This is a genomic window from Streptomyces sp. NPDC088766, assembly GCF_044750845.1.
Taxonomy (GTDB): domain Bacteria; phylum Actinomycetota; class Actinomycetes; order Streptomycetales; family Streptomycetaceae; genus Streptomyces.
In genome coordinates this window covers 566,734-589,471 of sequence record NZ_JBIVKQ010000001.1, presented here as the reverse complement: position 1 = coordinate 589,471, position 22,738 = coordinate 566,734, and the positions used below count along the sequence as shown (strand labels likewise).

Sequence of the window (22,738 nt, the reverse complement as noted above, 5' to 3'; positions counted from 1 at the left end):
CCGCCCGATGTCAGAAGCCCCAGAAGTGACCACAGGGCCGGTGGTGACGCCGTTGCGCGTCGTCATCGGCCTGTGCCTGTTCGCGCCCTTCGTGGCGATGCTGTGGGTCGGTTCGTACGCGAAGACCGACCCCGCGTTCATCGGCATCCCCTTCTTCTACTGGTACCAGATGCTGTGGGTGCTGCTGTCCACCGCGCTCACCGTGACCGCCTACAAGCTGTGGCAGCTCGACCAGCGCGGCCGCAGGAACCGGGACGGGGGTGCGGCGAAGTGAAGGACGGCGTGAACGGCGTCGCACTCGCCGTCTTCATCTTCTTCTTCCTGGCCGTCACGGTCATGGGCTTCCTGGCCGCGCGCTGGCGCAGGGCGGCCGACGAGCACAGCCTCGACGAATGGGGCCTGGGCGGCCGGTCGTTCGGCACCTGGGTCACCTGGTTCCTGCTCGGCGGCGACCTGTACACGGCCTACACGTTCGTGGCGGTCCCGGCGGCGATCTACGCGGCCGGCGCGGCGGGCTTCTTCGCGGTGCCGTACACGATCCTCGTCTACCCGCTGATCTTCACGTTCCTGCCGCGTCTGTGGTCGGTGTCGCACCGGCACGGGTACGTGACGACCTCGGACTTCGTGCGCGGCCGGTTCGGCTCCAAGGGGCTGTCCCTGGCCGTGGCCGTCACCGGCATCCTGGCCACCATGCCCTACATCGCGCTCCAGCTCGTCGGCATCCAGGCCGTGCTGGACGTGATGGGCGTCGGCGGCGGCGAGAACACCAACTGGTTCGTCAAGGACCTGCCGCTGCTGATCGCCTTCGGCGTGCTCGCGGCGTACACCTACTCGTCGGGGCTGCGGGCGCCCGCGCTGATCGCGTTCGTGAAGGACACGCTGATCTACATCGTCATCGCGGTGGCGATCATCTACATCCCCATCAAGCTCGGCGGGTTCGACGACGTCTTCGCCAAGGCGGGCGACGCCTTCGCGCAGACCAACCCGGCGACGGGCAAGCCGCGCGGCGCGCTCGCCCCGGCCGAGGCGGGCCAGTGGACGTACGCCACGCTGGCGCTGGGCTCCGCGCTGGCACTGTTCATGTACCCGCACTCGATCACCGCGACGCTGTCCTCGCGCAGCCGTGAGGTGATCCGCCGCAACACCACGATCCTGCCGCTGTACTCCCTCATGCTCGGTCTGCTCGCCCTGCTGGGCTTCATGGCGATCGCCGCCGGAGTGAAGGTCACCAACGGCCAGTTGGCGATCCCGCAGCTCTTCGAGGACATGTTCCCGGCGTGGTTCGCGGGCGTGGCCTTCGCGGCGATCGGCATCGGCGCGCTGGTGCCGGCGGCCATCATGTCCATCGCGGCCGCGAACCTCTTCACCCGCAACATCTACAAGGACTTCATCAAGCCGGACGCCACTCCCAAGGAGGAGACCCGTGTCTCCAAGCTGGTCTCGCTGCTGGTGAAGGTGGGCGCGCTGGTCTTCGTCCTCACCATGGACAAGACGGTCGCCATCAACTTCCAGCTGCTGGGCGGCATCTGGATCCTGCAGACCTTCCCGGCCCTGGTGGGCGGCCTGTTCACCCGCTGGTTCCACCGCTGGGCCCTGCTGGCCGGCTGGGCCGTCGGCATGGTCTACGGCACGTTCGCGGCGTACGGCGTCGCCTCCCCGACGCAGGCGCACTTCGGCGGCTCGTCGAAGGAGATCCCCGGCATCGGCGAGATCGGCTACATCGGTCTGACGGCGTTCGTGCTGAACGTGGTGGTGACGGTGGTGCTGACCTTCGTCCTGAAGGCGCTCAAGGCCCCGGAGGGCGTCGACGAGACCTCCCCGTCGGACTACACGGCGGACGCCGGCGACCCGGGCGTCCAGGTGGAACTGCCGCCGGCGACGGCGGAAGCGGGGGCGAGAGCGGGGCACTAGCCGCGGGGCATCCCCGCCCACCACACCCGTCCACATCCCGCAGCGGGCCGCCGAGGGCCAGTCGTCCCGGTGGCCCGCTGCCGTACGCGCCCGTACCGCGGGGACTGGGCTCCGGCTCCTCGGACTTGACGCTGCGAAGCCGGTCCGACACAACATCTGGGGGTCGCACGGCAGCCCGGCACAAGATGTATGCTCATGCTCGCTGTCGCCGCAGGGGAATCCGGTGCGAATCCGGAACTGTCCCGCAACGGTGTACTTGCGTGCGCGCATACCCATATGCGCACGCATGGTCAGTCCGAGCACCTGCCGGCAGCGCACCCGGTCCGTCCGGCTCGGGTGCCCTGACGTCCGGGCCTCGCGGAATGGGCCGGTGGACGCGACGCGCCCCCGCGCTCGTGTGCTGCCCCCCCTGCCCTGCGCAAGGCCCCGCCGAGCGAGGGAGAGCCCCACGTGACCATCGCGCCAGCCGAACCGGCTTCAGCGGCCCCGGAGACCGACGGTCCCGGAACCGCACTGCTGCGGACCCTGACCGAGCTGACCGCCGACCTCCCCGACGCCGACCCCGGCCGGGTCGCAGCCGCCGCCCTGCGGGGCCGGTCCGCGCGGGCGGACGAGGCGGAACTGCGCGAGCTGGCCACGGAGGCGGCCGCCGGTCTGATCTCCGAGGACCCCGTCTACTCCCGGCTGGCCGCCCGGCTGCTGACGATCGGCATCCGCGCCGAGGCCGCCTCCCAGGGCGTCACCTCCTTCACCGCATCCGTCGCCGTCGGCCACCGCGAGGGGCTGATCGCCGACCGCACCGCCGAGTTCGTGCGACTGCACGCCGCCCGGCTCGACGCGCTGGTCGACACGGACGCCGACGACCGCTTCGGCTACTTCGGCCTGCGCACCCTGCACAGCCGCTACCTGCTGCGCCACCCGCTGACCCGCAAGGTGGTCGAGACGCCCCAGCACTTCCTGCTGCGGGTGGCGAGCGGCCTCGCCGAGGACGACACGGCGAGGTCCGTCGACGAGGTCGCCGCGCTCTACGGGCTGATGAGCCGCCTGGACTACCTCCCCTCCTCCCCCACCCTGTTCAACTCCGGCACCCGGCACCCGCAGATGTCGTCCTGCTACCTCCTCGACTCCCCCCTGGACGAGCTGGACTCCATCTACGACCGCTACCACCAGGTCGCCCGGCTCTCCAAGCACGCCGGCGGCATCGGGCTGTCGTACAGCCGCATCCGCTCGCGCGGGTCCCTCATCCGCGGCACCAACGGGCACTCCAACGGCATCGTGCCGTTCCTGAAGACCCTGGACGCCTCGGTAGCCGCCGTGAACCAGGGCGGCCGGCGCAAGGGCGCGGCCGCGGTCTACCTGGAGACCTGGCACTCCGACATCGAGGAGTTCCTGGAGCTGCGCGACAACACCGGTGAGGACGCGCGCCGTACGCACAACCTCAACCTGGCGCACTGGGTGCCGGACGAGTTCATGCGGCGGGTCGACGCCGACGGGCAGTGGTCGCTGTTCTCCCCTGCCGACGTGCCCGAGCTGGTCGACCTGTGGGGCGACGAGTTCGACGCGGCCTACCGCGCGGCCGAGGCCGCGGGCCTCGCGAGGAAGACCATCGCGGCCCGCGACCTGTACGGCCGCATGATGCGCACCCTCGCGCAGACCGGCAACGGCTGGATGACCTTCAAGGACGCGGCCAACCGCACCGCCAACCAGACCGCCGAACCGGGCCACGTGGTCCACTCCTCGAACCTGTGCACGGAGATCCTGGAGGTCACCGACGACGGCGAGACGGCCGTCTGCAACCTGGGTTCGGTGAACCTCGGCGCGTTCGTCGTCACGGACCCCGGGGCCACCGAGGTCATCGACTGGGAGCGGCTGGACGAGACCGTCCGCACCGCCGTCACCTTCCTCGACCGGGTCGTCGACATCAACTTCTACCCGACCGAGCAGGCGGGCCGCTCCAACGCCCGCTGGCGCCCGGTCGGGCTGGGCGCGATGGGCCTGCAGGACGTCTTCTTCAAGCTGCGGCTGCCCTTCGACTCGCCCGGGGCCAGGGCCCTGTCCACCCGGATCGCCGAGCGGATCATGCTCGCCGCGTACGAGGCCTCCGCCGACCTCGCCGAGCGCAACGGCCCGCTGCCCGCCTGGGAGAAGACCCGCACCGCCCGGGGCGTGCTGCACCCCGACCACTACGGCGTCGAGTTCACCTGGCCGGAGCGCTGGGCGGCCCTGCGCGAGCGCGTCGCGGCGACCGGCATGCGCAACTCGCTGCTCCTGGCCATCGCGCCGACCGCCACCATCGCGTCCATCGCCGGTGTGTACGAGTGCATCGAGCCGCAGGTCTCCAACCTGTTCAAGCGCGAGACGCTGTCCGGCGAGTTCCTCCAGGTCAACTCCTACCTGGTGCGGGAACTCAAGGAGCTGGGCGTCTGGGACGCCCGCACCCGCGAGGCCCTGCGCGAGGCCAACGGCTCGGTGCAGTCCTTCACCTGGATCCCCGAGGACGTACGGGCGCTGTACCGCACGGCGTGGGAGATCCCGCAGCGCGGCCTGATCGACATGGCCGCCGCCCGCACCCCGTACCTGGACCAGGCGCAGTCCCTGAACCTGTTCCTGGAGACGCCGACGATCGGCAAGCTCTCCTCGATGTACGCGTACGCCTGGAAGTCGGGCCTGAAGACGACGTACTACCTGCGCTCCCGCCCGGCGACCCGCATCGCCCGCGCGGCACGGGCGCAGGCCCCGATCCCGGTGCAGCAGCCGGCCCCCGAAGAGGCCGTCGCCTGCTCCCTCGAAAACCCCGAGTCCTGCGAGGCCTGCCAGTAATGCCTGAGAACAAGAACCTGCTCGACCCGGGCTTCGAGCTGACCCTGCGCCCGATGCGCTACCCCGACTTCTACGAGCGCTACCGGGACGCCATCAAGAACACCTGGACCGTCGAGGAGGTCGACCTCCACTCGGACGTCACCGACCTGGCGAAGCTGACGCCCGCCGAGCAGCACCTGATCGGGCGGCTGGTCGCGTTCTTCGCGACGGGCGACTCGATCGTGGCGAACAACCTGGTGCTGACGCTGTACAAGCACATCAACTCCCCCGAGGCGCGGCTCTACCTGAGCCGGCAGCTGTTCGAGGAGGCCGTGCACGTCCAGTTCTACCTGACCCTGCTGGACACCTACCTTCCCGACCCGGAGGACCGCGCCGCCGCCTTCGACGCGGTCGAGAACATCCCGTCCATCCGGGAGAAGGCCGAGTTCTGCTTCCGCTGGATGGACTCGGTGGAGAAGCTGGACCGGCTGGAGTCGGTGTCCGACCGCCGCCGCTTCCTGCTCAACCTGATCTGCTTCGCCGCCTGCATCGAGGGCCTGTTCTTCTACGGGGCCTTCGCCTACGTCTACTGGTTCCGCAGCCGGGGTCTGCTGCACGGCCTCGCCACCGGCACCAACTGGGTCTTCCGTGACGAGACCATGCACATGTCCTTCGCGTTCGAGGTCGTCGACACCGTCCGCAAGGAGGAGCCGGAGCTGTTCGACGACAGGCTCCGGGAGCAGGTCACCGACATGCTGCGGGAGGCCGTCGAGGCCGAGCTGCAGTTCGCCCGCGACCTGTGCGGGGACGGCCTGCCGGGCATGAACACCGACTCGATGCGCCAGTACCTCGAGTGCGTCGCCGACCAGCGGCTCAGCCGCCTCGGCTTCGCCCCGGTGTACGGCTCGGAGAACCCGTTCTCCTTCATGGAGTTGCAGGGTGTTCAGGAGCTGACCAACTTCTTCGAGCGCCGTCCGTCGGCGTACCAGGTCGCGGTGGAGGGCACCGTGGACCTGGACGAGGACTTCTGAGTCCGCGGTCCGCGCAGTCGGCGGTCGATCCGGCGCTCGTGGGCCAGTCCCGCGAGCGCCGGACCCGTGAGGAGGAGGAAGACGGCCAGGACCGTGAGGATGTCGGTGAGTGCGTTCATGAGGTAAGCATCGTGCGAGCACGACACTCCTGACAGTGGCAGGACTGCCGTACACCTTTGAATTCCTGCCACCTCGGGCGCACACTGGCCGCATGCTGAAGAACGTGGCCGCAATTCTCCTCGACGGTGTGCACCCCTTCGAACTGGGTGTCGTCTGCGAGGTGTTCGGCATCGACCGCAGTGACGAGGGGCTGCCGGTCTACGACTTCGCCGTCGCCTCGGCCGAGGGACCCGTCCTGTCCACCCACGCGGGGTTCACGGTGGGCACGGAGCACGGGATCGAACGGCTGGAGAGCGCCGACCTGATCGCCGTACCGGCCGGCGACACGTACGCGGAACGGGAGTTCCCGCCCGAGCTGCTCGACGCGCTGCGCCGGGCCGTGGACCGCGGAACCCGGGTGCTGAGCGTGTGCTCCGGGGTGTTCGTGCTGGCCGCGGCGGGACTGCTGGACGGGCGGCGCTGCGCGGTGCACTGGCGGCACGCGGAGCGGCTCGCCCGCGAGTACCCGCGCACGAGTGTCGAGCCCGACGTGCTCTACGTGGACGAGGACCCGGTGATCACCTCGGCCGGCACGGCCGCCGGCATCGACGCCTGCCTGCATCTGGTGCGCAAGGAACAGGGGCCCGAGGTCGCCAACGGGATCGCCCGGCGGATGGTCGTACCGCCGCACCGGGACGGCGGCCAGGCCCAGTACGTCCAGCGGCCGCTGCCGCGTTCGTCCTGCGACACCGTGGGCGAGGTGCTCGCGTGGATGGAGCAGCACCTCGACCAGGAGGTCACCGTCGAGCAGCTCGCCGCCCGCGCCCACATGTCACCGCGCACCTTCGCCCGCCGCTTCCAGCAGGAGACGGGCACCACGCCCTACCGCTGGATCCTGCGCCAGCGGGTGCTGCTCGCCCAGCATCTGCTGGAGGCGTCCGACGAGACGGTGGACGCGATCGCCTGGCGCACCGGCTTCGGCACGGCGGGCGCGCTGCGGCACCAGTTCGTGCGGACGCTGGGCACCACCCCGAACGCCTACCGGCGTACGTTCCGCGGCCCCGAGGCCGCCTGAACGTACGCCGGCGGCGCGCACGGCCTCACCGCGGGACGGGCTTGAGCAGCAGCCGTTGGGGACGCAGCGTGATGCCCACCCGGGTCGCGTCGACCGAGCCGGGGGCCTGCTCGAAGCGGAACCCGTCCGCGAGGACCGCCGTGACCAGCGTGAGCAGCGCCATCGAGAAGTGGTCGCTCGGGCACTTGCGGTTGCCCAGGCTGAACGGCCGCATCGCGTACTTCGGGATGTCCTTCGACCGCTCGGGGCGCCAGCGGTCGGGATCGAACTCCAGGTGCCGCTCGTAGGACCGCGGGTCGCGCTGGATCGCGTACGGGCTGTACACGATGTCGGCCCCGGCCGGAATGCGACAGCCGCCGAGTTCGGTGTCGGTGACCGCCCGCCGCGTCAATATCCATACGGCCGGACGCAAACGCATGGCCTCGACGACGACGTTGTTGGTGTGCGTGAGCCTGCGCACGTCGTCGAATGCGACGGGCCGTCCTCCGGTCACCTCCCGGACCTCGGCACGCACTTTGTCCGACTGTTCCGGGTGGTCCGCGAGTACCAGCAGCAGGGACATGATCGTGGAAGCGATGGTTTCGCTGCCGGGGGTGAGTATCGCGACGACCTGGTCGTGGATCTCCTGTTCCCCGATCGGGTCGCCATTGTCGTCCTTCGCGTCCAGCAATGCCGTCAGCAAATCGTCCGGCTTTTGACCGGATGCCCGGCGTTCGGCGACGATCTCGTCGACCAGGAGATGCAAATCGGCCAGCGCCCGGTTGAATTCGCGGTTGGCCGGAAACGGCAGCCGGTAGAGCGGTCCGAGGGGTACCACCATCCTGTGGTACATGCCCTGGAAGACGCTGGCGAGCGCGATGCACAGCCGCTCGGCGCGTTCGTCCATGAACTGCCCGCGCAACAGGCAGCGGGCCGCGACCCGCACCGCGATCCGGAACGACTCCGAGGTGCAGTCGATCGTCTCGCCGCCCTTCCAGCGCTCGACGAGCGCGCGCGTCTCCTCCTCCATGATCGGCCCGTAGGCGGGGATGGCGTCGAGCCGGAACGCGGGCTGGATGATGCGCCGCTGGCGGCGGTGGAGCGGACCGTTGGCGGTGGCCACGCCCTCCTTGCCGAGCAGGCCCTCCAGGGACTCCCACAGGGGTCCGGCGATGATGTAGTCGGGGCTCAGGGCCAGCGCCCCGGTGAGGGCCGGCGTGGTGACGGCGTACACCGTCTTCGGCCCGAGCCTGATGCGGACGACGTCGCCGTGGTCGCGCAGCTGCGCCATGAAGGCCAGCGGGTCGCGGGCGAGTTTCCAGCCGTGGCCGAGAAGCGGAATCCCGCCACCGGCCAGGGGCGGCTCGCGCAGTTCCGATGCGTCGGACGTCACGGGTTTCACGGACTCGACGGTCATTTCTCACCTGCCGCTTCGTTGTTGACGTACGGGGGCGTGGACCGGTCGTCCCAGCTGTCGACCATGTAGCGGCCGGACTCGTGGTGGAACCAGTAGACGGAACTGAACCAGTTCCGCATGTTCGCGAGGCAGGCGCGCACGGCGGCGCCGAGTTCTTTTCCGGGGACCGTCCCGTCGGCCAGCCCGTCGGCCAGCCTCAGCACGTCCTTCTCGACGACGAGGAATTCGGATATGCATTCCTCGACGCGCCGCCTGACTTCCTCGACCGCTTCTTCGAGCGTCAGTCCTTCATGGGTGACGAGACTGATTCCGAGATTGTGCACCTCGTCGCCCGCTATTTCCTTCGGGAGGGAGCAGAGGTCGTTGTACCAGGCGGCGAATTCCTGGCTCAGCAGAGCCGCGCGCCGATAGGCCGGGTGTTTTCGCACCGGGTCCGGGAGTTCGCGACCCGCACTCGGTTCCAGCAGGTCCGTCCAGATCCAGTGCGCGAAGGTGAGCCGGCGCAGGGCCAGATACTCCTCCACGCCCGGGACGCGCCCTGCCACCCGGTTGTGGAATTCGCGGTCGTACGCCTCGATCACCGCGTGGAAGTGCCGGGCGAACCGCGCGTTCCACGTGTCGGGGAGGAAGGAGTACAGCCGGCCCACACTGTCCGCGAGTCCGGCGACCAGCGGATCGTCGTGCCGCAGGTGCTCCTTCGGGGAGTCGAGGGCCTCGTGCAGGCGGAGCCGCAGCTCCCGCCAGGCGGCGGCCCGGCCGTGCACGACGTCACGGTCGTGCCGGTCGTCCCAGACGAAGAACCACGCGCTGTAGTCGGCGATGGCCTGCATGACCTCGTCGGGTGCGCCGAGGTAGTAGCCCGCCATCAGATCGGTGTAGCACAAGCCGTCGGCATATTCCGCGACCTTGTCCGGGGACATGAGTCGCCTTTCCAGCAGCCACGATCGCGTGTTCTCCTGCAACCGGGGCCAATACGGATGCAGTTGCCGGGGAAACACCGCCTCGATGACCGGAAGGGAGAGCGACGGGGGGACCGCGACCGCGGTCACGGTCCCTACGGACCGGCATGTGGTGCGGTATGTGGTGCTGTATGGGAAAGCTGGCACGAACAACCCCTCTCAGCCGCCAGTCGGCACACACCCCTCCCGCCGTGCCGGGCGTGCGCCGTCGCGTATCTCCGCACTTCCCATTCAGCACTACAACTGACCTTCCTGGGAACGTATTTGCTTCATTCACTACCCCGACACGCCGAGAATCCCCCTTGCGTGACCGGTTGAGGATCAGTGGGCGGCGAGGGCGGCCGACCCCGCGTCGGACACACGAACGACGCCCGGCCGGTGGTGATCCCGGTCGGGCGTCGGACGGAGGGCGGGGCGGTTCAGTCGTTGGCGACCACGGGGTAGCGCGGCTCGTTCTCGGCCATCTGCCGCAGTGCGTCCTTGCGTTCGCGCTTGGAGAGACGGTCGATGTAGAGGTACCCGTACAGGTGATCCGTCTCGTGCTGCAGACACCGGGCGAAGTAGCCCGTGCCGCGCACCTTGATCGGGTTGCCCTTCTCGTCCCGGCCGGTCACCTCGGCGTAGTCGGGCCGGGCCAGCGGCGCGTACGCGGTGGGAACCGACAGACAGCCCTCGTTGCTGTCGTCCAGCCGGCGCCGGTCCGCGGGCAGTTCGACCAGCTCGGGGTTGCAGACCACACCGGTGTGCCGGACGCCGTCGTCGTCGGGGCAGTCGTAGACGAACACCTTGAGGTCGACGCCGATCTGGTTGGCGGCCAGGCCCACGCCCTCGGCGGTGTGCTGCGAGGCGAACATGTCCGCGACGAGCTGCTGGAGTTCCTCGCCGAACTCGGTGACGTCCTTGCACTCCTTGTGCAGCACCGGATTCCCGACGACGGTGATGGGCCGCGAGGTCCCGGCGTCCCGCCAGGCCCGCTCGCGCTCCTCCGTCTCCTCGGTGTCGATGACGAAGCCCTCGTCGTCCACGGGGAGCACTCCCGCGTGCTGGTGATCGGTGTCCTGCTGCGCCATGACCGACGTATGCCTTCCTGCAACCTGGAGAAACCTACGAGTACAGCCTAAAGGGATCCGGCTCCGGGTCTCAGCAGACCTCTTCGAGGTCCCGCCAGTCACGGGAGTCCGGGCTGTCCGCGACCCAGCCGTCCAGCAGCCCTCTCACCAGCGAGGCCGGCGCGGCCACCCCGCACTCCCGCTCGGGCACCCACAGCTGTCCGTCGGTGCGGTGACCGAGCGGCCCGGGGTGTCCCGGCTCACTGTGATCGTGCGGGTCGAGATGCTCGCCGTCGCCCTCGTCGGACGGCATCCGCGACTCGGAGCACATCCGGCACAGCAGCCGTACGGAGGACGACCAGTCCTCGGCGGCGAAGCCCGCGTCGGAGGCGAGCTGCTCCAGCGCGTCGCGGTCCGTCTCCGTGGCCGCCTCCAGCAGGACCACCCAGGTGGGGACGGGGGAGGGCGCCCACAGCTCGATCTCGTCGAAGACGGGATAGGAGTGCCCGACGGAGGTGGTGCGCTCGCCGTGCGGCACCCCGTCGTGCAGGACGACCTCGCCCCAGCGCCGCCCCGAGGACGGCAGCGGGATCGACAGCACCTCGGTCCGCGCGGGGTCCAGCCGCCGCCCCCACACCACCTCGGCCTCCCCCTCGGGCGACAGCCGTACGGCGGCGCTGCCCAGGTCCATGCCGAGTGGCTCGCCGGCGGCGCTGGCACCGCCCGGGACGTGCAGCCCGTAGGCCTGCCAGGAGCGCCGGGCCAGCGGCCAGTCCTGGAGGGCGGTGGCGGCGATGCCGACGTTCCACCAGTCGGGGGCGCCGGTCTCCCGGTCGAGCAGGGCGACGGCGCGGAGCCCCGCGGTGCGGGCCTGCTCCCAGTCGTGCCGGAACTTGTGCAGCAGGGCGAGGTTGAACCAGGACTCCGACAGCCAGGGTTCCAGGTCGGCGGCACGGGTCAGCAGCGCGCCCGCGTCCTCGTACCGGCCGTCCCCGATCAGCGTGAACGCGCGGTCGGTGGCCTGCCGCCAGGAGGCGGAGGGCCGGTGCCGTCCCTTGCCGAAGATCCTCACGATTCCCGCCTGCCAGTTCCGTTCTGTGGGCTGGCCAGTGCCCCCGGACACTCTCTCCCTCGCATCCAACCACGTGTGGCTGGAGGGCCGCTCATTACCCATGGGTTACCCACCCGCGGGCAGGGTCAGACAGTCCCGCGACAGGACCCTGGCCAGGGCTTCCACCACGTCGGGGGCGTACTCCCCGCCGGCGCCCAGCCGCAGTTCCTCCAGCGCGGTGAGCGGCCCGCCGGGGCCGGCGTCACGCGCCTTCTCCTCGTAGGCGTTGACCACCCGCACGATCCGCGCGGCCGTCGGCTGCTCAGGGTAGGGGTCCGCCTGGCGCTCCACCACCGTCGCGACCTGCGCGCTCACCCCGGTCCGGCGGACGACGGCCCCGCCCAGCAGTGCGATGCGCCGCTGCTCGGCCGGCGGCAGACCGGCCGTGGCCCCGGCCGGGACCGGGTCGACGAGGCTGAGCTGACCGATGTCGTGCATCAGGGCCGCGTACTCCAGCACGGTCAGCTCCGGTTCCGTCAGGCCCAGGTCCCGGCCGACCGCCTGACTGAGCCAGGCGACCCGGCGGGCGTGCCCGGCCGGGGTGTACCCGGCGATCTCGGTGGCGCGGGCCAGCGAGGCGATGGTCTGCCGGTAGGTGGCGCGGACGGCGGCGTACCGGCGCAGGGACAGCTGGGTGAGCAGCAGCGGCACCGAGAACACCGGCAGCGCCCACAGGCCGACGACGGCCACCGCCAGTGCCATCACCGCGCCGGTCGCGCACACCGCCGACCCGATCCCCGGCACGGACCGCAACTCGTCACGGAGCAGCGGCGGGAACGGCCAGCCGGTGCGGGAGTGCGCGAGCGCGGCGGCGACGACGGCTTCGCACAGGGTGGTGAGGACGAGCAGGGCGAGCAGCAGCAGCGCGTAGGCGGGGCCGCTCCAGCGGTCGAACACCCCGTGGTTGTAAAGGGGCTGGAAGCAGACGGCGGCAAACCCGACGGCCAGCACGCGCCGGACGAGGTGGTCCAGGACGGGCCCCTGTCCCCGCGCGAGATGCGGCACGCTGCCGAGCAGCGAGGCGGCCGCCACGACGGAGACGACCTGGGCGGTCCCGTGCCGCGTGGCATGCCCGGCATGCTCCCCGAGCAGCGCGTACGACAGGGCGGCGGCGGCGCCGAGCGGCGCGGCCTCGCGCGGCCCGGGCCCGCTCCCCCGGGTCACCTCGCCGACGGCCACGAGCAGCCCGAACGCGAGCGCGACCGACCGCTCCGCCAGACCCGAACGGAGGACGGTCAGGAGGGACACCCCGACGAGAAGCCCGGCGGAGGCGTGCAGCACGCGCAGGGGCCGGCAGGCGCGCGCCGCACGGCGGCGGCCGTTCACTCCCGGGTTCCGTGTCGTGCCGGAGCAGCTTCGGGAAGAGCCGCGAGACCGCCCGTCGCCGGAAGCGGGGGCACTGCCGCTCCGGGCTCGGCCGGCGGGCGCCGGACCGCCCCCGGCGGTTCCCCGGCCGCCCACGGGCACCCCGCGCCCCTCACCGCCGGACCTCCGGCCGCCCGGCGACCGGGGACGGCGACGGTGAGGGTGAGGGGGCAGGGGCAGGGGCAGGGGCCGGCAGGCGGGGCTCGTCGGCGGTGACGATCGGGTGCCAGCCGTCGCGGGTGATCACGCGGGTCAGCGCGGTGACCATGCGGGGGTCGAAGTGGGTCCCGGCGCACCGCTGGAGTTCCTCCAGCGCCACCCGCACGGGGCGGGCCCGGCTGTAGGAGCGGTTCGAGGTCATCGCGTCGAAGGCGTCGGCGACCGCCACCACCCGTGCCGGTTCCGGGATCTGACCGCCGGCCAGCCCGTAGGGGTAGCCGCTGCCGTCCAGCCGCTCGTGGTGGTGGAGGATCGCCGAACGGGCCTCGCCGAGGAAGGAGATGCCCCGGGTGATCTCGTGCCCGTACTCGGGGTGCAGTTCGATCACGCGCCGTTCCTCCGGCGTCAGGGGGCCGTCCTTGCGGAGCAGGCGGGTGGGCACGCCCAGCTTGCCGACGTCGTGCAGGATCCCGGCGAAGCGGATGACCTCGACCCGGTCCTCGCTCATGCCCAGTTCACGGGCGATCATCGTGGAGGCCTGTCCGACGCGTTCGCTGTGCCCGCGCGTGTGGCCGTCCTTGATGTCCACGGCCTGCACCAGCGCGCGGATCGTCGCCTGATGGGCGGCGCGCTCCCGGTGGTACTGCGCGAACACCCACCAGGACACGCCCATCGGGAACAGCACGAGCAGCGCGGCGACCGGCCCGTAGGGGCTGTGCCACAGGACGGCCATCATCAGGCCGGCGAGTCCGTGCACCCCCAGGGGCGCCAGGGAGCGCGGGAACAGCCCGTGCCAGGCCCGCCGCGGCGGCAGCCCCTCGGCCAGGGCGAGCATCCCGCCGTCCAGGGCGGCGAGCACCAGGCACAGGACCAGGACGGCCGCCCCGGCCGGCAGAAGGAGGGCGGGGGCGCCGGACGCCTCGACGGCCTCCCGGCCGCCCAGCGCGTCATGGGTGCGGGACGCGGCCCATACGCCGAGCGCCAGCCGGGCGGCCCGCCACACGCGCCGCAGTGTGCCGGGGCGCTGTTCCACCGGGGACAGCAGCGCGCCCGGCAGCGGCACGAGCGCGGCGGCCGCCGCCGGCAGCAGAAAGGCCCCGGCCAGCAGGACGGGGTAGAGGGTGCCGGCGAACCGGCGGCGGGCGACGCGCTCACCGCCCGCGTACAGCGGGGCGAGCAGCAGGACCGGCCACCAGGGCGCGCGGTCCGTCGGCAGCGGGATCAGGCAGCACACCGCGCCCAGGGCGGCACAGACGACGTACACCCGCGCCCTTACCGGAATGCCGTCCATGTCGCCCTCCCCCGGCCACGGCTGGTCCAGGCTCCGGAGCCTAGGGTGGCTGGGGGTGGCGACGCGGGCGCATCACTCGCGGATTAGCACATTCGGGTGATGTCGGCCGGTCCCGGGGAGACGTGCGGACCTGGCGGACTCAGGTCCTGAGAGGCCTCGGGCCTCCCGGTCCGGGAGACTTCAGGCCTCAGGTCCCGGGAGGCCTCAGGCCTCAGGTCCCGGGAGGACTCGGGACCTCAGGTCCCGGGAGGACTCGGGACCTCAGGTCCCGGGAGGACTCGGGACCTCAGGTCCCGGGGGGGAGGCCTCAGGACTCCTGGCGGGTGACCGACACGTCGTGCTCGGGCACGGCCTGACCGGAGCGGATCAGCTCGAGCCGGCCCATCACCTTCGAGCGCAGGTCGCTCGGCACGTCGTCATGGCCGCAGCAGCGCTTGACCAGCTTCTTGACGGCCTCTTCCAGCCCGTACTTCTCCAGGCACGGCGAGCACTCGCTGAAGTGCTGCTTGAACTTGTCGCGGTCGACGTCCGGCATCTCACTGTCGAGGAACTCGTAGAGATGGTCGAGGACCTCACCGCAGTCCGTCTCGTGCGGCTCTCCGCAGCTCATGAGCCCGAGCCTTTCGCTTCGTTCGACTCTCCGGCGCCGGCCGGGACCAGCCCGCGCTCACGGGCGTAGTCCTCGAGCATGCCGCGCAGTTGACGGCGGCCCCGGTGCAGCCGGGACATCACCGTACCGATGGGTGTCCCCATGATGTCCGCGATCTCCTTGTACGCAAAGCCCTCGACGTCCGCGAGGTAGACGGCGATGCGGAATTCCTCGGGGATCGCCTGGAGTGCCGCCTTCACGTCCGAGTCGGGCAGGTGGTCCAGCGCCTGCGACTCGGCGGAACGCAGACCCGTGGACATGTGCGACTCGGCGCGCGCCAGCTGCCAGTCCTCGATCTCCTCGGCCGCGCTGCGCTGGGGTTCGCGCTGCTTCTTGCGGTACGAGTTGATGAAGGTGTTGGTCAGGATCCGGTACAGCCAGGCCTTGAGATTGGTGCCCTCGCGGAACTGGTGGAAGGACGCGTACGCCTTGGCATACGTCTCCTGCACCAGGTCCTCGGCGTCCGCCGGGTTGCGCGTCATGCGCAGGGCGGCCGAGTACATCTGGTCGAGGAACTCGAGCGCGTCCCGTTCGAAGCGCGCGCTGCGCTCCGCGGTGGACTCCGTGCCCGTCCCCACGTCCGTGCCCTGGCCCTCGGGCAGCTCCGCCTGGCCGTTGTCGGTCCCTGCGTCGGTACCGGTGACCGGACCCACCTCCTCAAGATCGCGGGCAGAACCGAAACCGGTCCCACTCGAATCGGAGGATAGACGACTACCCGTCCCGCCCGCCGCTCGAACAGGAACGGTCCTGGCCGCGTGCAGCACCGTCCAGTCCAGGTCGGTGCGGCTGGGGCAGATGGTCGAACCCATGCGCCGGACTTCCTCTCCTACGACATCGGTGCTGCGTGTTCAGCACTTCTGTCCGGCTCAACAGTCGCCCGCCCCGCGGCATTCCCCGCCGTTCACCCCAGTGACGCGGCCCACCCGACGACCGCCGCGGTGATCGTCTCCAGGGCTTGCTCCTGGGTGACCGGGGCCCTTCTGGGCACGGCGAACCCGTGATCGCCGCCGGGCACCTCGACGAGCTCGTACGTCCCTCCGGGGAACTCCCCGGGCCTGCCGAAGGGGTCGTTGCCCCCTTGGACGACGAGCGTGGGCACTCCGGCACCCAGCAGCTCGGCGGCCCTGGACCTCTCCGGCCTGCCGGGCGGGTGAAGCGGAAAGCTGAGCGCGAGCACGGCGTGGGCACCGAGTTCGGCCGCGGTACGGCAGGCCACACGGGCGCCCGCACTGCGCCCGCCGGAGATCACCGGCAGGCCGGGATCCGCGACGGCCGCCCAGATCCCGCGCCAGCCGGCGTCGAGCGTCTTCGGCGCGGGTGCCACCTTCTTCCCGGCGACCCGCCAGGGCTGCTCGACGAGGGCGACGCTGACGCCGTGCCCGGGGAGGACGTCGGCGAGCGCGCGCAGATCACGCGCCTCGATGCCACCGCCGGCCCCGTGGCCGACGGCGAGGACCAGCCTCGGCCGCTTCGCCCGGTGCCAGGTGAGGCGGGCGGGCCCGGCGTCGGTGTCGACGACCTGGATCGTCCCGGTGGTCCCGGTGGTCCCGGTGGTCCCGGTGATCTCGCTGGTCCCACTGGTCCCACTGGTCCCACTGGTCCCGGTGGTCCCGGGCGCCTCGTTCTTCATGCTGATCACGTCTGCCGCATTCGTCCCGTCGGTCACGTCAGAAGAGTGTGCCCTCCTCGGGGCCCTCCAGCTCTTTCAGCAGCTCCGGGCCGTTGTTGCGGACGTTGCTCACGGCAGTCGACACCGGGTAGGCGCGCATCAGGCCGGGCGGCGGCGGTTCGAGCAGGGAACGCAGGTCCTCGACGTCCGTCCGGGACGGGTCCAGCCAGGCGTCCCAGCGGTCGGGGGTGAGCATCAGGGGCATCCGGGGGTGGATGTCGTACAGCGTGCGCGGGCCCTCGGCGGGGGGCACCGCGAGCGGGGTCGTCTCCGCCTCGGTGGTGACGATCGAGCAGGTCGCCCACCACGCCCGCGGATGGTCGTCCGGCAGCGTGCGGTCGCGCCAGAACTCGTACAGCCCGGCCATCGCGAAGACCGAGCCGTCGGCCGGGAGCACGAAGTAGGGCTGCTTGCGGGGCCGCTTCTTCCGGCCCTCCACCTCCAGGTCGCGCTCCTGCCGTCCGGTGACCCACTCGTAGTAGCCGTCGGCCGGAATCACGCACCGCCGGGTGGCGAAGGCGCGGCGGAACGACGGCTTCTCGTGGACGGTCTCCGCGCGCGCGTTGATCATCCGGGCGGCGCCCTCGGGCGTCTTCGACCAGGACGGGACCAGGCCCCACCTGAGTCTGCGCAACTGACGAACCGGACGCGGGTCGGGCACGTCCTTCAGGGGACGGTCCAGAACCACGTGGACCTCCTTGGTGGGGGCCACGTTGTAGTCGGGCCCGAGGGTTTCCCCGGGCTCCCACTTATCGACGTCAAAGACTTCTACGAGATCCTCGGGCCTGCGACTCGCTGCATAACGTCCGCACATACGTGCCACACTGCCAGACTCCGCAGGACGAGAGGGAGCCACCGGAAATCATGGACAGCATCGCCGCCACCGCGCTGCCCGACCTCTGGGACCGGCTCGTCGGCACCCAGTCCGACCCCGACCTGTGGGTGGTGATCGCCACCATGGCCGCCGCGCTCGCGGTGGTCGTGCCGCACACCCTCTGGCGCCTCTCCCGCAACGCCATCACCATCGCCCACGAGGGCGGCCACGGTCTGGTCGCGCTGCTCACCGGCCGCCGGCTGACCGGCATACGGCTGCACTCCGACACCAGCGGCCTGACCCTGAGCCGGGGCAAACCGCACGGCCTCGGCATGATCCTGACCGCGGCCGCCGGTTACACCGCTCCCCCGCTGCTGGGCCTGGGCGGCGCCGCGCTGCTCGGCGCCGGCCGCATCACGCTGTTGCTGTGGCTGGCGACGGCGCTGCTGCTGGCGATGCTGGTGATGATCCGCAACGCGTACGGGGTGCTGACGGTGTTCCTCACGGGCGGCGCGTTCCTGCTGGTGTCCTGGCTGGCCGGTCCCCAGGTGCAGGCGGCGTTCGCGTACGCGGTGGTGTGGTTCCTGCTGCTGGGTGGCGTGCGCCCGGCCTTCGAACTCCAGACGAAGCGGTCCCGCGGCGGCGCCGGGGACTCGGACGCGGACCAGTTGTCCCGCCTGACCCACGTGCCGGCGGGCCTGTGGCTGTTCCTCTTCCACGCGGTGAGCCTGTGCGCGCTGCTGGGCGGCGGGCGCTGGCTGCTGGGGGTGTGAGGGGCGCCTTCGGGGGCGCGTGAGGGGGCGCGGGCCACCCGGGCGCAGGCACGCGCCTCCCCCGGCCGGCCCCCATGCCGGACCGCCCGGACCATGCCCTGCTTATACAGTGGGCCCATGGCCCCGAACCCCGCCCACACCGCCCTCTGGCCCGCCCCGCACGCGAGCGAGGCCGTCGACGCGACGGTCCACGTGCCGGGGTCCAAGTCGGTCACGAACCGCGCTCTCGTCCTGGCCGCCCTGGCCTCCGAGCCCGGCTGGCTGCGCCGTCCCCTGCGCTCCCGCGACACCCTGCTCATGGCGGCCGCCCTGCGCGCGATGGGGGTGGGCATCGAGGAGGGCGTGGGGCCCGACGGAACCGGCGAGGCCTGGCGGGTGTTCCCCACGGGGCTCCGCGGCCCGGCCACCGTCGACGTCGGCAACGCGGGCACGGTCATGCGCTTCCTGCCGCCGGTCGCCACGCTGGCCGACGGCCCGGTCCGCTTCGACGGCGACCCGCGCTCGTACGAGCGTCCCCTGGCCAGCGTGATCGACGCCCTGCGCGCGCTCGGCGCCCGCATCGACGACGACGGCCGGGGCTCGCTGCCGCTCACCGTGCACGGCGGGGGCGCGCTGGACGGCGGCCCGGTCGAGGTCGACGCCTCCTCCTCGTCGCAGTTCGTGAGCGCCCTGCTGCTGTCGGGGCCGCGCTTCAACCAGGGCGTCGAGGTCCGGCACACCGGCGCCACGCTGCCCTCCCTGCCGCACATCCGGATGACGGTGGACATGCTGCGCGCGGTGGGCGCCCAGGTGGACACCCCGGAGTCGGGCGGCGAGCCGAACGTCTGGCGGGTCACGCCGGGCGCGCTGCTCGGCCGGGACCTGACCATCGAGCCGGACCTGTCCAACGCGCAGCCGTTCCTCGCGGCGGCGCTGGTGACCGGCGGCCGGGTCGTCGTCCCGGACTGGCCGGCCAGGACCACCCAACCGGGGGACCGGCTGCGGGAGATCTTCACCGAGATGGGCGGTTCCTGCGAACTGACCGAGTACGGCCTGGCCTTCACCGGATCGGGCGCGATCCACGGCATCGACGTCGACCTGAGCGACGTCGGCGAGCTGACCCCGGGCATCGCGGCGGTCGCCGCCCTCGCCGACTCCCCCTCCACCCTGCGGGGCGTGGCGCACCTGCGGCTGCACGAGACGGACCGCCTGGCCGCGCTCACCAAGGAGATCAACGAGCTGGGCGGCGACGTCACCGAGACCGCCGACGGCCTGCACATCCGCCCGCGCCGGCTGCACGGCGGGATCTTCCACACCTACGACGACCACCGCATGGCCACGGCCGGCGCGGTCATCGGCCTGGCCGTGGAAGGCGTACAGATCGAGAACGTGGCGACGACGGCGAAGACGCTGCCGGACTTTCCCGACCTGTGGACCGGCATGCTCGGGGCGTCCGGGGTATAGGGACTTCCGCCATGCGCCGCTACGGCAAGCACACCGACGAGGACGACATCCGCAGCCGCCCGAACCGCAAGGGCAACCGGCCGCGCACGCACATCCGCCCCAAGCACGAGGACGCGGCCGACGGCATGGTCCTCACCGTCGACCGGGGCCGGCTCACCTGCCTCGTCGAGGACCGCATCGTGATGGCGATGAAGGCCCGCGAACTGGGCCGCAAGGCGGCGGTCGTCGGTGACCGGGTCGCCCTGGTCGGCGACCTGTCGGGGGCGAAGGACACCCTCGCGCGCATCGTCCGGATCGCGGAGCGCACCTCGGTGCTGCGCCGCACCGCGGACGACGACGACCCCTACGAGCGCGTGGTGGTCGCCAACGCCGACCAGCTCGCGATCGTCACCGCCCTGGCCGACCCCGAACCTCGCCCGCGGCTGATCGACCGCTGCCTGGTCGCGGCGTTCGACGGCGGTCTGAGCCCGCTGCTCGTCATGACGAAGTCGGACCTGGCGTCCCCGGACAAACTGCTGGAGCTGTACGGCCACCTCGACATCCCCTACGTCGTCACCAACCGCGAGCAACTGGCGAGCGGCGACGCGGCGGAACTGGTGCGCGAGCAGCTGGCCGGGCGGGTCACGGCATTCGTCGGTCACTCCGGCGTCGGCAAGACGACCCTGGTGAACGCGCTGGTCCCCGAGGAGCGGCGCCGGGTGACGGGCCATGTCAACGCGGTCACGGGCCGCGGCCGGCACACCACCACCTCGGCGCTCGCCCTGCCCCTGAACGGCACCGACGACTGGGTCATCGACACCCCCGGCATCCGTTCCTTCGGGCTGGCCCACATCGACCCCTCGCGCGTCATCCTCGCCTTCCCCGATCTGGTGCCGGGCACGGAGGGCTGCCCGCGCGCGTGCAGCCACGACGAGCCGGACTGCGCGCTGGACGCGTGGGTGGCCGAGGGGCACGCGGATCAGGCGCGGCTGTACTCGCTGCGCCGCCTGCTGTCGACGAGGGAGCGTACGGAGGGCGACTGACCTTCGCGTGTTTGTGGGTGCCGGGGTTCGGTAAGTGCATAATCGCACCGAGCCGCTTACACGGGAGGACAGCACATGGCGTGGCTGCTGGTCATCGTCGCGGGAATGCTCGAGACCGGCTTCGCCGTCTGCCTGAAGCTGTCGCACGGTTTCACGAGGTTGTGGCCGACGATCGCGTTCTGCGTGTTCGCCCTGGGCAGCTTCGGTCTGCTGACCCTCTCCCTCAAGAAACTCGACGTCGGACCGGCCTACGCGGTCTGGACCGGCATCGGCGCGGCCGGCACCGCGATCTACGGAATGATCTTCCTGGGCGACCTGGTCTCCGTCCTGAAGATCGTCTCGATCAGCTTCGTGATCATCGGCGTGATCGGCCTCCAGCTGTCGGGTTCGGCCCACTAGGACCTGTCCGGCGCGGGCGACAGCACCTCTCGGTCCGCGCCCTGCCGATGCAGAGCCCCCCGCACCAACTCCCCCACCGCGCCCCCGCCCCCCTCCCCCGGCGGCGCCGCCACGCAGGACAACGCGAGCCGCACCGCCAACTCGCAGGCCGGCGCCGCCTCACCCCCGCTGCCCCCGCCCACCGCAGCCGCGGCCCGATCCCGTACGGCCGCCACCAGATCTCCCGGCGAGGGCAACGCCGCGTCCGCCCGCCGCTGCGCGGGCACGGCGGAGGACGACGCCACCGCGGCCAGGTTCAACGAGGGCAGGCGCGCGCTCCAGCAGCCGGTGAGCAGGGCCCGCACCACCGCGTTCCCCCGGGCCGCGGAGACCGTCCACTCCGCGACCGCGACCAGCCGCTCCCGCCCGTCCCCCGGTACCCTCAACGCCCGCTCGACACCGGCGAGGTACGCGTCGGCCTCCCGTCTGACGAGCGCCCGTGCCAGCCCTTCCTTGCTCCCGAACTCGTTGTAGAGGGTCTGCCGGGACACCCCGGCCGCCGAGGCGACGTCCACCATCCGCACGGCGGCCCACGGCCGGCGTGCGAGTGCCGCGAAAGCGGCGTCCAGCAGGGGTTCCCGCGCAGGCATCGTCGCCTCCCTGGGACGAGCGGCTCTGAGCCCAGGTTTGACGCGCCGGCAGGCGCTGTCAAGGGTCCGCGGGAGGCGGCTCGCACCGGCACACGGGCTCGCGGCCCCCGAGCTGCGCCCCGCGCCCCGCCCCCGCACACCGCTCCCACCGCTCCCACCGCTCCCACCGCTCCCACCGCGAGCGTTTCCGCGCCCCGCTCCGCCAGGGGCCCTCGCCAGGCCCTCGCCAGGCCCCCGCCGGGCCCTGTGTGGCCCCACCCCCACCACGGCGGATACCGTTCGTCCCATGCCGGACTACCACGACGACCTCCGCCTCGCGCACGTCCTCGCGGACGCCGCCGACGCCGCGACCATGGCCCGCTTCAAGGCCCTCGACCTGAAGGTCGAGACCAAACCGGACATGACCCCGGTGAGCGAGGCGGACAAGGCCGCCGAGGAGCTGATCCGCGGCCAGCTCCAGCGCGCCCGCCCGCGCGACGCGATCCTGGGCGAGGAGTACGGCGTCGAGGGGACCGGTCCCCGCCGCTGGGTGATCGATCCGATCGACGGCACGAAGAACTACGTACGCGGCGTCCCCGTCTGGGCCACGCTCATCTCGCTGATGGAGGCCGCCGAGGGCGGCTACCAGCCCGTCGTCGGTGTCGTGTCCGCCCCGGCCCTGGGCCGCCGCTGGTGGGCCGCCAAGGGCCACGGCGCCTACACCGGCCGCAGCCTGACCTCCGCGAGCCGCCTGCACGTCTCCCGCGTCTCGCGGCTGTCGGACGCCTCCTTCGCGTACTCCTCGCTCAGCGGCTGGGAGGAGCAGGGGCGGCTGAACGGCTTCCTGGACCTCACCCGCGAGGTATGGCGCACGCGCGCGTACGGCGATTTCTGGCCGTACATGATGGTCGCCGAGGGCTCGGTCGACCTCTGCGCGGAACCCGAACTGTCCCTCTGGGACATGGCGGCCACGGCGATCGTCGTGACGGAGGCAGGTGGTAAGTTCACCGGCCTGGACGGCCGTCCGGGTCCGCACAGCGGCAACGCCGCCGCATCGAACGGGCTGCTCCACGACGAGCTGCTGGGCTACCTCAACGAGCGCGACTGACCGACACA

21 protein-coding genes and 1 riboswitch are annotated in these 22,738 nt (G+C 71.6%); of the genes, 10 read left to right on the top strand and 11 right to left on the bottom strand.

All coding sequences use genetic code 11. The features are described from left to right. The first annotated feature begins 7 nt into the window (after positions 1-7). The 5 genes from ACIP5W_RS02615 (at position 8) to ACIP5W_RS02595 (ending at position 6,915) form a co-directional block, all read left to right on the top strand. Positions 8-274 (top strand): DUF3311 domain-containing protein, encoded by a 267-nt coding sequence (locus ACIP5W_RS02615; protein ID WP_401465554.1) that lies wholly within the window; start codon positions 8-10, stop codon positions 272-274. Next, the gene (mctP, locus tag ACIP5W_RS02610) at positions 271-1,911 is read left to right on the top strand and encodes a monocarboxylate uptake permease MctP (protein ID WP_401465551.1); all 1,641 of its coding nucleotides are present in this window, start codon (positions 271-273) and stop codon (positions 1,909-1,911) included. The genes ACIP5W_RS02615 and mctP overlap by 4 nt, the downstream gene beginning before the upstream one ends. A gap of 182 nt (positions 1,912-2,093) precedes the next feature. Next, positions 2,094-2,237: riboswitch (cobalamin riboswitch) on the top strand. 124 nt (positions 2,238-2,361) lie between these two features. After that, on the top strand, positions 2,362-4,731 hold the full coding sequence (locus ACIP5W_RS02605; protein ID WP_401465548.1) for a ribonucleoside-diphosphate reductase subunit alpha: 2,370 nt from the start codon (positions 2,362-2,364) through the stop codon (positions 4,729-4,731). Then, entirely contained in the window at positions 4,731-5,741 is a 1,011-nt protein-coding gene (locus ACIP5W_RS02600) for a ribonucleotide-diphosphate reductase subunit beta (RefSeq protein WP_401465545.1), read from the top strand. The genes ACIP5W_RS02605 and ACIP5W_RS02600 overlap by 1 nt, the downstream gene beginning before the upstream one ends. A 211-nt stretch (positions 5,742-5,952) precedes the next feature. Further along, entirely contained in the window at positions 5,953-6,915 is a 963-nt protein-coding gene (locus ACIP5W_RS02595) for a GlxA family transcriptional regulator (protein ID WP_401465542.1), read from the top strand. A gap of 25 nt (positions 6,916-6,940) precedes the next feature. On the opposite strand, the gene ACIP5W_RS02590 is transcribed toward ACIP5W_RS02595, so the two are convergent. From ACIP5W_RS02590 to ACIP5W_RS02545, 10 genes are all read right to left on the bottom strand, one after another. After that, a complete protein-coding gene (locus ACIP5W_RS02590; RefSeq protein ID WP_401465539.1) occupies positions 6,941-8,311 on the bottom strand; it encodes a cytochrome P450 in 1,371 nt (456 codons plus the stop codon). Then, the gene (cyc1, locus tag ACIP5W_RS02585) at positions 8,308-9,417 is read right to left on the bottom strand and encodes an epi-isozizaene synthase (RefSeq protein WP_401465536.1); all 1,110 of its coding nucleotides are present in this window, start codon (positions 9,415-9,417) and stop codon (positions 8,308-8,310) included. The genes ACIP5W_RS02590 and cyc1 overlap by 4 nt, the downstream gene beginning before the upstream one ends. A gap of 272 nt (positions 9,418-9,689) precedes the next feature. Beyond that, positions 9,690-10,340 carry a peptide deformylase gene (gene def, locus ACIP5W_RS02580; protein WP_401465533.1) on the bottom strand — a complete coding sequence of 217 codons (651 nt, stop codon included), beginning with the start codon at positions 10,338-10,340 and terminating at the stop codon, positions 9,690-9,692. Positions 10,341-10,410: 70 nt separating this feature from the next. After that, a complete protein-coding gene (locus ACIP5W_RS02575; RefSeq protein WP_401465530.1) occupies positions 10,411-11,391 on the bottom strand; it encodes a tetratricopeptide repeat protein in 981 nt (326 codons plus the stop codon). A gap of 105 nt (positions 11,392-11,496) precedes the next feature. Continuing rightward, positions 11,497-12,756: an HD-GYP domain-containing protein gene (locus ACIP5W_RS02570; RefSeq protein ID WP_401465527.1), complete on the bottom strand. Its 1,260-nt coding sequence runs from the start codon at positions 12,754-12,756 to the stop codon at positions 11,497-11,499. Between the two features lie 151 nt (positions 12,757-12,907). Beyond that, positions 12,908-14,245, bottom strand: a complete 1,338-nt coding sequence (locus ACIP5W_RS02565) for an HD-GYP domain-containing protein (RefSeq protein ID WP_401465524.1) — start codon at positions 14,243-14,245, stop codon at positions 12,908-12,910. A gap of 307 nt (positions 14,246-14,552) precedes the next feature. Next, positions 14,553-14,855, bottom strand: a complete 303-nt coding sequence (rsrA, locus tag ACIP5W_RS02560; RefSeq protein WP_363091037.1) for a mycothiol system anti-sigma-R factor — start codon at positions 14,853-14,855, stop codon at positions 14,553-14,555. Further along, on the bottom strand, positions 14,852-15,547 hold the full coding sequence (sigR, locus tag ACIP5W_RS02555) for an RNA polymerase sigma factor SigR (RefSeq protein ID WP_401465681.1): 696 nt from the start codon (positions 15,545-15,547) through the stop codon (positions 14,852-14,854). Before sigR ends, rsrA begins: the two co-directional genes overlap by 4 nt. 248 nt (positions 15,548-15,795) lie before the next feature. Beyond that, entirely contained in the window at positions 15,796-16,560 is a 765-nt protein-coding gene (locus ACIP5W_RS02550) for an alpha/beta family hydrolase (protein ID WP_401465517.1), read from the bottom strand. 1 nt (position 16,561) lies between these two features. Then, positions 16,562-17,377 carry an SOS response-associated peptidase gene (locus ACIP5W_RS02545; RefSeq protein ID WP_401465514.1) on the bottom strand — a complete coding sequence of 272 codons (816 nt, stop codon included), beginning with the start codon at positions 17,375-17,377 and terminating at the stop codon, positions 16,562-16,564. 50 nt (positions 17,378-17,427) lie between these two features. Here ACIP5W_RS02545 and ACIP5W_RS02540 point away from each other — a divergent pair, with 50 nt between their 5' ends. From ACIP5W_RS02540 to ACIP5W_RS02525, 4 genes are all read left to right on the top strand, one after another. Continuing rightward, on the top strand, positions 17,428-18,150 hold the full coding sequence (locus ACIP5W_RS02540) for a M50 family metallopeptidase (protein WP_401465510.1): 723 nt from the start codon (positions 17,428-17,430) through the stop codon (positions 18,148-18,150). A gap of 117 nt (positions 18,151-18,267) precedes the next feature. Next, the gene (gene aroA, locus ACIP5W_RS02535; RefSeq protein ID WP_401465507.1) at positions 18,268-19,593 is read left to right on the top strand and encodes a 3-phosphoshikimate 1-carboxyvinyltransferase; all 1,326 of its coding nucleotides are present in this window, start codon (positions 18,268-18,270) and stop codon (positions 19,591-19,593) included. Positions 19,594-19,604: 11 nt separating this feature from the next. Continuing rightward, positions 19,605-20,615, top strand: coding sequence for a ribosome small subunit-dependent GTPase A (rsgA, locus tag ACIP5W_RS02530; protein ID WP_401465504.1), 1,011 nt, complete (start codon positions 19,605-19,607; stop codon positions 20,613-20,615). A gap of 75 nt (positions 20,616-20,690) precedes the next feature. Continuing rightward, positions 20,691-21,014 carry a multidrug efflux SMR transporter gene (locus ACIP5W_RS02525; protein WP_363091044.1) on the top strand — a complete coding sequence of 108 codons (324 nt, stop codon included), beginning with the start codon at positions 20,691-20,693 and terminating at the stop codon, positions 21,012-21,014. Here the strand turns inward: ACIP5W_RS02525 and ACIP5W_RS02520 are convergent. Beyond that, entirely contained in the window at positions 21,011-21,643 is a 633-nt protein-coding gene (locus ACIP5W_RS02520; RefSeq protein ID WP_401465500.1) for a TetR/AcrR family transcriptional regulator, read from the bottom strand. The genes ACIP5W_RS02525 and ACIP5W_RS02520 overlap by 4 nt on opposite strands. Positions 21,644-21,929: 286 nt before the next feature. On the opposite strand from ACIP5W_RS02520, the gene hisN reads away from it, so the two are divergent. After that, positions 21,930-22,730: a histidinol-phosphatase gene (gene hisN, locus ACIP5W_RS02515; RefSeq protein ID WP_401465497.1), complete on the top strand. Its 801-nt coding sequence runs from the start codon at positions 21,930-21,932 to the stop codon at positions 22,728-22,730. Positions 22,731-22,738 lie beyond the last annotated feature (8 nt).